Below are 11,818 nucleotides of genomic sequence, written 5' to 3' on the forward strand. Positions count from 1 at the left end.
GCACGCCATGGCTCGCATTTTCGTGACCGGCTCGGCACAGGGATTGGGGCGAGGCGCCGCGCAGGCGCTGCTCGATGACGGGCATCAGGTGGTCATTCATGTACGCGCGGAGGCGCGCCGGCGCGCGGTGCTCGATCTGGCCGAGCAGGGCGCCGCGGTGGTGGTCGGCGATCTGGCCGATCCCGAGCAGACCCGCCAGGTGGCCGATCAGGTGCGGCACATCGGGCCGATGGACGCGGTCATCCACAATGCCGGCGTGGGTTCGGGCGCTTCGGTGCTGCCGGTCAATGTGATCGCGCCCTACCGGCTGTGTGCGCTCATCCCGGTGCCGCAGCGGCTCGTGTTCCTGAGCAGCAGCATGCATCTGGGCGGGCATCCCGTGCTCGAAGGCCTGGACTGGAGCGGCCGCCGCGTCACCGCGTCATATTCCGACAGCAAGCTCTTCGTCACCGTGCTCGCCGCGGCGCTGGCACGACGCTGGCCGGGCGTGCTCGTGCACGCGGTCGATCCCGGCTGGGTGCCGACGCGCATGGGCGGAGCGAATGCGCCCGACGATCTGCGCCTGGGGCATCTGACCCAGACCTGGCTGGCGACCAGCCGCGACGGGGCGGTGCGTGAGTCCGGCGGCTACTGGCACCACCAGCGTCGCGTGGCACCGCATCCGGCGGTGCTCGATGTCGCCTTCCAGGAGGCCTTGCTCGACATGCTCGCCCAGGTCACGGGGACGCCGTTGCCCGACCCGGCCGTCGCATAAGGGCCCGGCTCAGCCGCCCGTGGCCGTCAGCGTCATCAGCGCGTCGGCATACCACGCGCAGTTCAGCCCCAGTGCTTCGTCGAGCACCAGATCGCGGGTGCCCACGTCCAGGCGCGCCGAATGGACGCCGAGGAGCAGCCAGGGCAGGTCGAATGCGGGCGCGCCCGCATCCGCGCAGCGCAGCACGACCGGCGCGCCGCTCGTGCCCCGGTGGGTCCGTGCGTCGGTGAGGAAGTAGCCCTGGCCCTGGAAACGCAGCCCGAAGGACGAGGCGATCACCGCCTGACGGACGACGGGAAGATGGTGCAGGTTGTCCTGGAATCCGAGGGGGAAGCCCACTACCAGGACGGCGCTGCCGACCTCGATCGCCTCGAAATGCTGCGGCAGGTGCGCGGGCGTGAAGGCCCGGTACACCGCGTCCCGGGGAAAGGCGTCCCGACTGACCTCGAGCACCGCGATGTCCACCTCTCCGGCGGTGTCGACGCAGGTGCGCCACAGGCTCTGGCCGTTGGCGAACAACGGCAGCGAGAAGCCGGTCGCTAGGGACAGGTGCGCTTCGCCCACGAGCAGGTCGATGACCAGGCGATCGGGGTGATGGTGATGGTCCGGGTCGAACACCACATGCCGGCTGGTCACGAGAAAGAGCCGATCGTCGCGCGCGAAGAAGAAACCGGTCGCGTTGGTGAGCGCCTGGAGGCCCAGAAAGGTCTGGATCCTGACGGTCGTCAGCAAGATCGATTCGACGTTCATGGCTCAATCGCCTGTGGTGGCCGCGCGCTCAGGACGGAACGCGGGTAGGGGCGCAGAATGCAAAAACGGGATGAGAGCGATCTCATCCCGTCTGTCGAGCACATCGCCCCTCGCGAGAGGGGCGCCGGCGATTACTCAGCCGTGATGTTGCTCGCTTGCTTGCCCTTGGGGCCGGTCGTCACGTCGAACGACACCTTCTGGCCTTCGGTCAGGGTGCGGAAACCCTTGGACTGAATTGCCGAGAAGTGCGCGAACAGATCTTCGCCGCCTTCGTCCGGGGTGATGAAACCGAATCCCTTGGATTCGTTGAACCATTTGACAGTACCAGTGGCCATGTCTTGAAACTCCGTAAATGTCACAGGGCCGAGCCCCGAAAAAAGGGCGAGATCAAGACGGCGAGTACGAATGGGGTGTTGATACGGCGCAGAAGTGCGGGAACACAACCGACAAAAGGACTTGACTGCTTAAAATCGCTGGTAGTTAGAGTACACCGCAATGGCAGCCGCTGCAAATGAAATCTTTCGCCGGTCGAGCCGTCGGCGGCGTGATGCAGTGCGGCCGCATACGAAACGTTTCAGGCCTTGGACAGGATGCGCTCGGTCTGCTTGACGATCTCGGCGGCGGTGGCCCTGTCCTTGAGCACGCCATTGTTGGCGATGACGCGCATGCGTGTGGTGCGCGGGGTGAGCGGTTCGAGCAGCACTTCGATGTCGCGGTCCTTGGCGCTGGCGGTGATGACGCGCTCGCCTTCCGAGTTGGTTTTCCGCGCCACGACGTGGATGGCCATGTTGTGCATGGCGATGACGCTGCCCCGTTCCACCTTTCGGAGGGGGGCGGTGAAGGTCTTGTAGATGATACCGCTCAGGGTATGAGAAACCCCGACGCCGGCACCCATGGACAGCGCCGTCAGCGAGATGGGATCGCATCCGGTGAGTAGCAAGGTCATCGCCACCAGCGATCCGTACTTGAAGCCGAAACGTCGCGACATCCTGCCATCTCCTCTCGGTCACCCGCCCGCGCGGCCAGCCGGCACCGTTGTCTTCGGCCGACAATGGCCGATGTCATATCTTTACGGTCCGGGAGTGACATTTCTGAAGGGCGACGCTGGTCACCGGTGAGGGCGGATTCCGATGCCCGGCATTTCCGGCGTGGTCGATGACGCCGAGGAACGGGCCGCAATCGCGGCCCTTTCCTCATGCCAAGAGATGATGTGTCCTCACAGTTTCCGATAGATTTCGGCACCGGCCTTGACGAACTCGACGGCCTTCTCCTCCATGCCCCTGGAGAGGGCCTCGGACTCGCCGATGCCCTGCTTGGCGGCGAAGTCGCGCACCTCCTGGGTGATCTTCATGGAGCAGAAGTGCGGCCCGCACATGGAGCAGAAGTGGGCGACCTTGGCGCTCTCCTTGGGCAGGGTCTCGTCATGGAACTCGCGCGCCTTGTCCGGATCGAGGCCCAGGTTGAACTGATCCTCCCAGCGGAACTCGTAACGCGCCTTGCTGAGCGCGTTGTCGCGGATCTGCGCCCCCGGATGGCCCTTGGCCAGATCCGCCGCATGGGCCGCCAGCTTGTAGGTGATGATCCCTTCCTTCACATCATCCTTGTCCGGCAGGCCCAGGTGCTCCTTCGGGGTCACGTAGCACAGCATCGCGGTGCCGTACCAGCCGATGTTGGCCGCGCCGATGCCGCTGGTGATGTGATCGTAGCCCGGGGCGATGTCGGTGGTCAGCGGGCCCAGGGTGTAGAAGGGCGCCTCCTTGCAGTATTCGAGCTGCAGATCCATGTTCTCCTTGATCAGGTGCATGGGCACATGACCCGGCCCCTCGATCATCACCTGCACATCATGCTTCCAGGCGATGTCGGTCAGCTCCCCGAGGGTGCGCAGCTCGCCGAGCTGGGCCTCGTCGTTGGCATCGTAGATCGAGCCCGGACGCAGCCCATCGCCTAGCGAGAAGGCCACGTCATAGGCCTTCATGATCTCGCAGATCTCCTCGAAGTGGGTGTAGAGGAAACTCTCCTGGTGATGGGCCAGGCACCACTTGGCCATGATCGACCCGCCGCGCGAGACGATGCCGGTCATGCGGTTGGCCGTCAGCGGCACATAGCGCAGCAGCACGCCCGCGTGGATGGTGAAGTAATCCACGCCTTGCTCGGCCTGCTCGATGAGCGTGTCGCGGAACATGGCCCAGGTCAGCTCTTCCGCCTTCCCATCGACCTTCTCCAGCGCCTGATAGATGGGCACGGTGCCGATGGGCACGGGCGAATTGCGGATGATCCACTCGCGGGTCTCGTGGATGTTCTTGCCCGTGGACAGATCCATCACCGTATCGCCCCCCCAGCGGATCGCCCAGGTCATCTTGTCCACTTCCTCCGAAATGGACGAACCCAGGGCGGAGTTGCCGATGTTGGCGTTGATCTTCACCAGGAAGTTGCGGCCGATGATCATCGGCTCCGACTCGGGGTGGTTGATGTTGTTGGGGATGATGGCGCGCCCGCGGGCCACTTCGTCGCGCACGAACTCGGGGGTGATCTCGGCCGGAATGGAGGCGCCGAAGCTGTGGCCCGGATGCTGGCGGGTGAGCAGCTTGGCCATCTTGTCGCCGACCGGCCCGGTGCCTTGCAGCGATTCCAGATAGGCGGCCCGGTTCATGTTCTCGCGAATGGCGATGAACTCCATCTCCGGGGTGACGATCCCCTGACGGGCGTAGTGCATCTGGGTGACGTTGGCGCCGGCCTTGGCGCGGCGCGGCGTGCGGTGCAGGCCGGGGAAGCGCAGCTCGTCCAGGGCGGTATCGGCGGCACGGGCGCGACCGAACTCGGAACTCAAGTCAGAAAGGACTTCAGTGTCGCCGCGCTCTTCGATCCAGCCGGCACGCAACGCGGGCAGGCCGGAGCGGATGTCGATCTTCGCCGCCGGGTCGGTGTAGGGGCCGGAGCAGTCGTAGACGAAGATCGGCGGGTTCTTCTCGCCGCCAAAACCCGTGGGGGTGTCGGCCTGGGAGATCTGGCGCATGGGCACGCGCACGTCCGGGCGCGAGCCTTCGACATGGATCTTGCGCGAGTTGGGCAGCGGCGCAATGGCCGCTGCGTCCACATGCGCTTCGGTGGCGAGGAATTTTTCGGTGGCGTTCAAGCGGACTCTCCTTGTCAGGGACACGGGCAACAAGGAGCGAATCAGACGCTTCCCTGCGTTGGCATTACCCGTACAGGTTCAAAGGGTATTTCTCAGCCGCGACGGCATTCGCGCCGCAGCACCCCTAGCAGCCGTTACGTTACGCCGGGTGGCCGCCGCTGTAAAGGCGTTGCCACACCGGGCGTTTGCCGGCATGGTTGGGGTGTCACCTGAGGTTCATATTGCGCGCAGAGGGCAGCCATGGCACTTCGCAATGCGGTACAGCTCATCGTGTATCCGGACCGGATCGGGCGCGATCTGGCGGACCTGGAAACCTTCCTCGACGGCCCGGTGGGCGAGGCCATCGGCGGCCTCCATCTGCTGCCGCCGTTCCCGTCCAACGCCGACGGCGGCTTCTCGCCGCTGACGCACCGGGAGATCGATCCGCGCTACGGCGACTGGAGCCAGGTGTCGCGGCTGGCCGCGCGCTTCGATCTGTGTCTGGATCTGGTGCTCAACCACATCGCCGATGAGTCCCCCGAGTTCAAGGACTATGTGGCCAATCGGGCCGGATCGCCGTTCGCGCCGCTGTTCATCGACGTGGATGCGCTCGGCGAGATCACCAACGACGATCTGGCCAAGATCCACATCCGCAAGGAAAAGGAGCCGTTCCGGGAGGTGAGCTTCGGCGACGGCAGTCAGGGACGGGTGTGGTGCACCTTCACCGAACGGCAGATCGACCTCAACTATCGCGCCGCCGAGACCTTCGCGTTCATGGACGACAACCTGCGCTTCCTGACCGAGCGGGGGGTCAAGCTGTTCCGTCTCGACGCCTTCGGCTACACCACCAAGCAGATCGGCACCAGCTGCTTCCTGGTGGAGCCTGAGGTATGGGCGATTCTGGAGTGGTTTCGCGACAAGGCGGGCGAGTATGGCGCCGAGGTGATGCCCGAGGTGCACGATCATCCCAGCTGGCAGTACGCCATCGCCGACCGCCACATGTGGTGCTACGGGTTTGCGCTGCCGCCGCTGGTGCTGTATTCGCTGCTCGATGCCGACAGCACCTATCTGAAGGGCTGGCTGCGCATGTGCCCGGCGCAGATGGTGACGGTGCTCGACACCCATGACGGCATCTGCATCCCCGACGTCGAGGGCATCCTGCCGCCGGCCGCCATCGAGGCGCTCATCGCCAACGTTTCGGAGCGCAGCGCCGATCCCATCCTGCGCGGCTCGGCCGCCAATGTGCACAGCGTCGGTGCCATCTACCAGCTCACCTGCACCTTCTACGATGCGCTCAAGCGCGACGACGACGCCTACATCGCGGCGCGCGCCATCCAGCTGTTCGCGCCGGGCATCCCGCAGATCTATTACGTGGGCCTGCTGGCGGGGGAGAACGACGAGGCGCTGATGACCACCACCGGCGAGCTGCGCGACATCAACCGGCACCATTACACCCTGGACGCGGCGAACATCGCGGTGGCGCAGCCGGTGGTGCAGCGCCTGCTCGTGCTCATGGCGCTGCGCAGCCACCACCCGGCCTTCGGCGGCGCCTTCGAGCTGAACTATTCGAACGAGTCGAGCGTGGATCTGGGCTGGCGCAACGGCGAGCATTTCTGTCGCGCGCTGGTGGACCTGCGTTTTCGCACCACCACCGTCACCCACAGCGATCCGGACGGGGGCGAGGTGGTCGAGTTCCGCGCCTGAGGGCGAGGGGCTGGCGGGTTGAAACCCGCCCTAGGGGGTACGCCACAGGGCGTTCAGGTGATGCACCGGGCCATGGCCGTGGCCGACGGCCAGCTGGCCGGAGGTGGCAATGGCCTGGGCGAGCCAGCGGTGGGCGTCGCGCACCGCCGCCTCGACCGGATGCAGCTGATCGCCGCGCTGGGGCAGCAGGGCTGCGATGGCCGAGGACAGCGCGCAGCCGGTGCCGTGGGTGTTCTTGGTGTCCTGGCGGCGGCTGTGCAGCTCGATCATGCGGTCGCCGTCGAACAGCAGATCGGTCAGCTCGCTGCCGGGCAGGTGCCCGCCCTTGAGCAGCACCCAGCGCTGATCGCTCGTGGGCAGCAGCTCGCGCAGGCGCTCGGCGGCGCGATACATTTCCCGCACCGTCTCGGGGGCGCCCTGTTCGAGCAGCACGGCGGCTTCGGGCAGGTTGGGGGTGATCATGAACGCCTGCGGGAACAGGGCCTCGCGCAACATGGCGATGGCGGAGCGGGCGAGCAGATGGTCGCCGCTCTTGGCCACCATCACCGGATCGAGCACCACGTTCCGCTGCGCCTCGCGGGCGAGCACGTCGGCCACGGTGGCGACCACCTCGGCGCCGCCGAGCATGCCGATCTTGACCGCCTGGAGCGGCACGTCGGCGAACAGGGTGTCGAGCTGCTGGCGCAGGAAGGCGACCGGCGGGACGTGCACGCCGGCGACCGCCTGGGTGTTCTGCGCCGTCAGCGCCGCCACCACGCCGCAGCCGTAGGCGCCCAGGGCGCTGAAGGTCTTGATGTCGGCCAGCAGACCGGCCCCGCCCGAGGGGTCGACGCCGGCGATGCTCAGGACGTTGGGAATGCGCAGTGACACGGGGCTCTCCAGTTCAAGAATTCGTCTCGGGTGCCGAAACAGGGATTATCCCTTCGATTGGAAGTAACCGGCACCCGGTGACCGACATGAAACCACGCATTCTCCTGGCGGCGCTGGCCGCAACAGTGGCGCTGCCGGCGGCAGCGGCCGACTGGACCATGATCGTCAAGGATCGCACCCGCCGCATCGAGATCGACCGCGACAGCATCCTGCAGTCCGACCCGGGCACCAAGGTGGCCTGGGGGCGCATCGTGCTGTCGAAAGCGGATGCGGACGAAGCCGGCTATGCGACCGTCAAGGCGCTCAACCGTTACGACTGTCGTCAGCGCAGTTTTGCGACGGTCAAGCGGGTGTACCTGGATGCGGAAAGCCGCGTGATCCGCGAGGAGCGGGTGATCGAGCAGCGCCCCATCGAGGTCAATCCGCGCAGCGTGGACGAGCGCCTGTGGCGCGAGGTGTGCAAGCCGCCGTCCGTGAAGGATCTGGCCGAGGTGGCCCGCGAGGCGGGGCGCGTCGCCGCGGCGGCGCAGGGCGACACGTCGGTGCGTCATGCCGACATGGCGGATGTGGAGCAGGATGCGCCCAAGCTGCTGACGACGGCGGAGACCGCGCACGAGGTGCCCGGCGCCGAGCCGCCCGCCGCGACCGAACCGCCCCACGAGACCGTCACCGAAGGGACCATCAACCTGCCCGCACGGCCGCAGATCGCCCTGCCGGCGCGGCCGCCCAAGGCGGCGGACCCTGCAGCCGGCGCCAAGGATGCGCCCGGCCACGATGTGGCCACCCGGCCGATGCCCGCTGAAGCACCGACTCATGCCGTGGCGCCCGTGCCGAGCGCGGCGAAACCGGTGGCGCACACGCCACGCCCGGTCGCCCGGACCAGGCACGCGAGCACGACGCACAAGAAGAAGTCGCCGATCGTCAAGGTCGCCATGAAGGAAAAGGCCCACGAGCCGGCCGAGGCCGACATGGCGCTGGCGCACAAGGACTTTCACTGGTCCTACGAGGGCGAGACCGGCCCGGCGAACTGGGGCAAGCTCAATCCCGCGTGGAAGACCTGCGACACCGGCAAGCGCCAGTCGCCCATCGACATCCGTGACGGCATCGGCGTGGACCTGCCGCCGATCAAGTTCGAGTACCTGCCGACCTACTTCCGCATCCTCAACAACGGCCATACCGTCAAGGTCAGTGTCGGGCAGGGCTCGCGCATCACCGTGATGGGCCGTACCTTCGATCTGGTCCAGTTCCATTTCCACCGGCCTTCGGAGGAGCGCGTGAACGGGCGCGGATTCGAGATGGTGGCGCATCTGGTGCATCGGGATCTCGACGGCCGTCTGGCCGTGGTGGCGGTGCTGATCGAGCGCGGCCAGCCGAGCAACCTGGTGCAGGCCCTGTGGAACAACCTGCCGCTCGAGCAGCACGACGATTACGCGCCGCCGGATGTGTCGATCGATCCGAACGACCTGCTGCCCAAGGATCGTTCCTATTACACCTACATGGGCTCGCTGACCACGCCGCCGTGCAGCGAGGACGTGCTGTGGATGGTGATGAAGCAGCCGATCCAGCTTTCGCCGGAGCAGATCGCCATCTTCGCGCGCCTGTATCCGCACAATGCGCGCCCGGTGCAACCGGACAATGGCCGCCTGATCAAGGCGTCGCGCTGAGTTTCTTCTTCGCGGCAAGACGGCGGGCCTCGGTCCGCCGTCTTGCGTTCACGCGCGGGCGAAGGCTTCGTCCAGGAAACGTTCCAGCCTCGGCTCGCTGCTGAAGGCGACGTTGAAGCGCAGCCAGGGGCTCGCCTGCATCTGCGGGCGGAACACCTTGCCCGGCGCCAGCATGATGCGCGCCTCCGCCGCGCGCGAGGCCAGCGGTGCGGAATCCTCGATGTGCGGTGCCCGACCCCACAGGAACAGGCCCCCCTTGGGTTCGAGAAACACCTCCATGCCCAGGCGCTCGAGCAGGCGCAGGGCATCTGCCGAGGCCTGCGCGAGGCGGCCGTGCAGGCGCTCGACATACTTGCGGTAGTGGCCGTCGGTGAGCATCTGGTAGACCAGCTGTTCGGTGAATTCGGAGCTGCTCACCGCGGTGAGCGTCTTCACGTCGGTGAACTGGGCGATCAGGTCCGGGCGCGCCGCCATGAAACCCACCCGCAGGCTGCCCGACAGGGTCTTGGTGAAACTGCCCACATAGATGACCCGGTCGAGCTGGTCCAGATTGGCCAGCCGGGTGGTGGCATGCGGATGCAGGTCGGCGTAGGTGTCGTCCTCGATGACCAGGAAGTCGTGCCGGTTGGCCAGCTGCAGCAGGCGGAAGGCGGCGGCCGGCGACAGGTTGGCGCCGGTCGGGTTGTGCAGCACCGAGTGGGTGAAGAACACCTTCGGGCGATGGATCTCCAGCAGTGCTTCGAGGGTGTCGATGTCGGGCCCGTCGGCGCCGCGCGGCACCCCCACCAGCTTGGCGCCGATCAGGCGCAGATTGCCGAAGAAGTTGAAATAGCCCGGATCGTCCACGAACACCGTATCGCCCGGTTTGAGCAGGTGGCGCGCGGCGATGTCGAGGGCCTGGGTGGCGCCGTGGGTCAGCAGGATCTGCTCCGGCGGGGCGCCGATGCCGAACTCCGCGAGGCGGATCTGCAACTGCTGGCGCAGCGGCAGGTAGCCCTGGGCGCTGCCGTAGCTGGTGACACGGGCGTCGGCACGGCGCCCGAGGGTGCGCAGGTGGCGGCGCAAGCCTTCCTGGTCGAGCCATTCGGCGGGCAGCCAGCCGGCGCTGGCCTTGAGCACGTCGGGCGAGTCGTCGAGCGCCTGGCGCATGAGCCAGGCCACGTCCACGGCCTGCTCGGCAATCACCGGGCGCTGCCGGCTGGGCGTGGGGACGCGCTGCGGCGCCACGTAGAAACCCGAGCCGCGCCGCGATTGCAGATAGCCCAGCGCCACCAGACGGTCGTAGGCCTCGACCACGGTGAACCGGCTGATCTGCTGCGTCTGCGCCAGCTTGCGGATCGGCGGCAGACGCATGCCCGGGCGCAGGATGCGGTCGTCCACCTGATGACGCACGGCCTGCACGATCTGTTCGACCAGCGGGACGGGCAGGTCGGGGTCGATGCTCAGTTGCAGCATGGCGGAGGTCTCCGGTGGGGCGTTCGGTCCAGGGTTGTACCGGTCGATCGGCCAATACGGCGCCGCGCGCGACACCCTGGATTGTCGCTGATCCGACCGTTAAGTGTCAGATATTGTCTTGCTCATGGTCGATAAGTGTCAAGGAGCGCACCATGAACGGAATCTTCAGGTTGGCCACGGTGCTGGCGGCAGCGCTGGTGCTCGCGGCCTGTGGGCGGAACACGGCGTCCCCGGGCGGGGTTGTCGAGGTGGCCCAGGGACGTGTCGTCTACAAGGTGTCCGCCGACGGCAAGCGGCTCGAGGCCTATGCCGCGCGTAACGGCGTTACGCCCCTGGGCAGCATTGCCTTGCCGCCGGGGGCGATCTGGTCGGTGGCGAACGGGGCCGACGGGCGCAAGGTCTGGATTCACGGCCGCAACGTGGTGATGCTGGTCGACACCCGCACGTGGACCGAAGTGGCGCGGTGGAACCGCGACGACGGTGCGCCGACCCGGCTGGCGGGGCCGGTGGCGCAGTGAGCTCGGTGGCGGGCGCGCCAGCGGGTGATATATTGCTGCCATCCTTCACAGGGGGCGGCATGATCAATGTATCCGCGGACGAACTGGCGTCGATCATCAAGCAGATCGATGCGGCGCTCGCCCATCACGAGGCATGGCGCGAGGTGCTGCATCGGGTCCTGATCTGCAGGCTGCCCGCACCCGCGAGCGAAATGGGCAGCGCGCCCCACGAACACTGCGAGTTCGGCCGCTGGTTGTACAGCCCCGCCAATGCGCACCTGCGTGCGCTGCCCGCGTTTCGTACGATCGAGGCGCTCCATGCCGGCATGCATGCGAAAGCGCACGCCTTGTATGAACTGCGCCTGGGCGGACATGTGGTCTCGCTGGAGGCCTTCGACGCCTACGCGCAGGTCGCCGAAGCGTTCCGCGACGAAATGGCGGCGCTGCGCGCACGGGTCAGATATACGCTCGACAACCTCGATCCGCTCACCGGCGTGTTCATCCAGCGCCGCCTGATCGGTGAGCTCGAGTCGGCCCTGCAGCGCCTGCGTGATGCCGGAGAGCCTTGTGGCTTGCTGCTGTTCGAGGTGGATCTGAAGGCGATCAACCATAGCCGCGGACTGGGCGCGGGCGACGCGGTGCTGTGCGCGGCGATCGGGCAGGTGCGCGAAGCGCTGGCGAGCCGGGATCGTATCTTCCGCCTGGTGGCGGCGCAGTTCCTCGTCTGTCTGCCGGGGCGGAGCGTTGATGACGTGAACGCGCTCGCGCGGGACATCCGCGAGCGCATCCGCGTGGCGGTGGCCGGTACCCTCGACGATGAACGCCAGACGGCTGCCATTCGGCATGCGGCGATGGCACTGCAGGCCGGTGTGCCGGTGCAGGCCCAGCTGGACGAGGCTCTGGGCCGACTTGCGGTCGCGTCGGACCGGGAGATGCCGGCCTCGGCTTAGGCGCGTTACCCGGGGCGCTGCCAGGTGGGCGTCCACGCCCGGTAGGCGCCCCGATCACGGCA

General features: G+C 67.0%; 11 protein-coding genes and 1 riboswitch. Of the genes, 5 read left to right on the plus strand and 6 right to left on the minus strand.

Features of this window, described 5'->3' with window-relative positions; genetic code table 11:
* Positions 1–7 precede the first annotated feature (7 nt).
* Positions 8–754, plus strand: a complete 747-nt coding sequence (locus G3580_RS04420) for an SDR family NAD(P)-dependent oxidoreductase (protein WP_173764116.1) — start codon at positions 8–10, stop codon at positions 752–754.
* A gap of 9 nt (positions 755–763) precedes the next feature.
* Here G3580_RS04420 and G3580_RS04425 read toward each other — a convergent pair whose 3' ends face one another.
* From G3580_RS04425 to thiC, 4 genes are all read right to left on the minus strand, one after another.
* The gene (locus tag G3580_RS04425) at positions 764–1,504 is read right to left on the minus strand and encodes a S1 family peptidase (RefSeq protein WP_173764117.1); all 741 of its coding nucleotides are present in this window, start codon (positions 1,502–1,504) and stop codon (positions 764–766) included.
* A 131-nt stretch (positions 1,505–1,635) separates the two neighbouring features.
* Positions 1,636–1,839, minus strand: a complete 204-nt coding sequence (locus G3580_RS04430) for a cold-shock protein (protein ID WP_173764118.1) — start codon at positions 1,837–1,839, stop codon at positions 1,636–1,638.
* A gap of 239 nt (positions 1,840–2,078) precedes the next feature.
* Positions 2,079–2,492 carry a DUF3568 family protein gene (locus tag G3580_RS04435; RefSeq protein WP_173764119.1) on the minus strand — a complete coding sequence of 138 codons (414 nt, stop codon included), beginning with the start codon at positions 2,490–2,492 and terminating at the stop codon, positions 2,079–2,081.
* A gap of 228 nt (positions 2,493–2,720) precedes the next feature.
* Entirely contained in the window at positions 2,721–4,637 is a 1,917-nt protein-coding gene (thiC, locus tag G3580_RS04440; RefSeq protein WP_173764120.1) for a phosphomethylpyrimidine synthase ThiC, read from the minus strand.
* Between the two features lie 33 nt (positions 4,638–4,670).
* Positions 4,671–4,773, minus strand: a riboswitch (TPP riboswitch).
* Positions 4,774–4,877: 104 nt separating this feature from the next.
* On the opposite strand from thiC, the gene gtfA reads away from it, so the two are divergent.
* Positions 4,878–6,320 carry a sucrose phosphorylase gene (gene gtfA / locus G3580_RS04445; RefSeq protein WP_173764121.1) on the plus strand — a complete coding sequence of 481 codons (1,443 nt, stop codon included), beginning with the start codon at positions 4,878–4,880 and terminating at the stop codon, positions 6,318–6,320.
* Between the two features lie 30 nt (positions 6,321–6,350).
* On the opposite strand, the gene thiD is transcribed toward gtfA, so the two are convergent.
* Positions 6,351–7,190: a bifunctional hydroxymethylpyrimidine kinase/phosphomethylpyrimidine kinase gene (gene thiD, locus G3580_RS04450; RefSeq protein ID WP_323847996.1), complete on the minus strand. Its 840-nt coding sequence runs from the start codon at positions 7,188–7,190 to the stop codon at positions 6,351–6,353.
* An 86-nt stretch (positions 7,191–7,276) separates the two neighbouring features.
* Between thiD and G3580_RS04455 the strand changes: the two genes are divergently transcribed.
* Positions 7,277–8,854, plus strand: a complete 1,578-nt coding sequence (locus tag G3580_RS04455; protein ID WP_228720767.1) for a carbonic anhydrase family protein — start codon at positions 7,277–7,279, stop codon at positions 8,852–8,854.
* A 48-nt stretch (positions 8,855–8,902) separates the two neighbouring features.
* Here G3580_RS04455 and G3580_RS04460 read toward each other — a convergent pair whose 3' ends face one another.
* Positions 8,903–10,309 carry an aminotransferase-like domain-containing protein gene (locus tag G3580_RS04460; RefSeq protein ID WP_173764122.1) on the minus strand — a complete coding sequence of 469 codons (1,407 nt, stop codon included), beginning with the start codon at positions 10,307–10,309 and terminating at the stop codon, positions 8,903–8,905.
* Between the two features lie 152 nt (positions 10,310–10,461).
* Between G3580_RS04460 and G3580_RS04465 the strand changes: the two genes are divergently transcribed.
* Both G3580_RS04465 and G3580_RS04470 read left to right on the plus strand, forming a co-directional pair.
* Positions 10,462–10,827 carry a hypothetical protein gene (locus G3580_RS04465; RefSeq protein ID WP_173764123.1) on the plus strand — a complete coding sequence of 122 codons (366 nt, stop codon included), beginning with the start codon at positions 10,462–10,464 and terminating at the stop codon, positions 10,825–10,827.
* Positions 10,828–10,886: 59 nt separating this feature from the next.
* Positions 10,887–11,756 (plus strand): diguanylate cyclase domain-containing protein, encoded by an 870-nt coding sequence (locus G3580_RS04470; protein ID WP_173764124.1) that lies wholly within the window; start codon positions 10,887–10,889, stop codon positions 11,754–11,756.
* Positions 11,757–11,818 lie beyond the last annotated feature (62 nt).

The sequence above is a fragment of the Nitrogeniibacter mangrovi genome (assembly GCF_010983895.1).
Lineage (GTDB): Bacteria > Pseudomonadota > Gammaproteobacteria > Burkholderiales > Rhodocyclaceae > Nitrogeniibacter > Nitrogeniibacter mangrovi.

What these genes read in the sequence shown, in the direction of transcription:
- G3580_RS04470 (WP_173764124.1), top strand. Translation starts at nt 10,887, where the DNA reads ATGATCAATGTATCCGCGGACGAACTGGCGTCGATCATCAAGCAGATC.
- G3580_RS04430 (WP_173764118.1), bottom strand. Translation starts at nt 1,839, where the DNA reads ATGGCCACTGGTACTGTCAAATGGTTCAACGAATCCAAGGGATTCGGT.
- G3580_RS04435 (WP_173764119.1), bottom strand. Translation starts at nt 2,492, where the DNA reads ATGTCGCGACGTTTCGGCTTCAAGTACGGATCGCTGGTGGCGATGACC.
- G3580_RS04460 (WP_173764122.1), bottom strand. Translation starts at nt 10,309, where the DNA reads ATGCTGCAACTGAGCATCGACCCCGACCTGCCCGTCCCGCTGGTCGAA.
- gtfA (WP_173764121.1), top strand. Translation starts at nt 4,878, where the DNA reads ATGGCACTTCGCAATGCGGTACAGCTCATCGTGTATCCGGACCGGATC.
- G3580_RS04455 (WP_228720767.1), top strand. Translation starts at nt 7,277, where the DNA reads ATGAAACCACGCATTCTCCTGGCGGCGCTGGCCGCAACAGTGGCGCTG.
- G3580_RS04420 (WP_173764116.1), top strand. Translation starts at nt 8, where the DNA reads ATGGCTCGCATTTTCGTGACCGGCTCGGCACAGGGATTGGGGCGAGGC.
- G3580_RS04425 (WP_173764117.1), bottom strand. Translation starts at nt 1,504, where the DNA reads ATGAACGTCGAATCGATCTTGCTGACGACCGTCAGGATCCAGACCTTT.
- G3580_RS04465 (WP_173764123.1), top strand. Translation starts at nt 10,462, where the DNA reads ATGAACGGAATCTTCAGGTTGGCCACGGTGCTGGCGGCAGCGCTGGTG.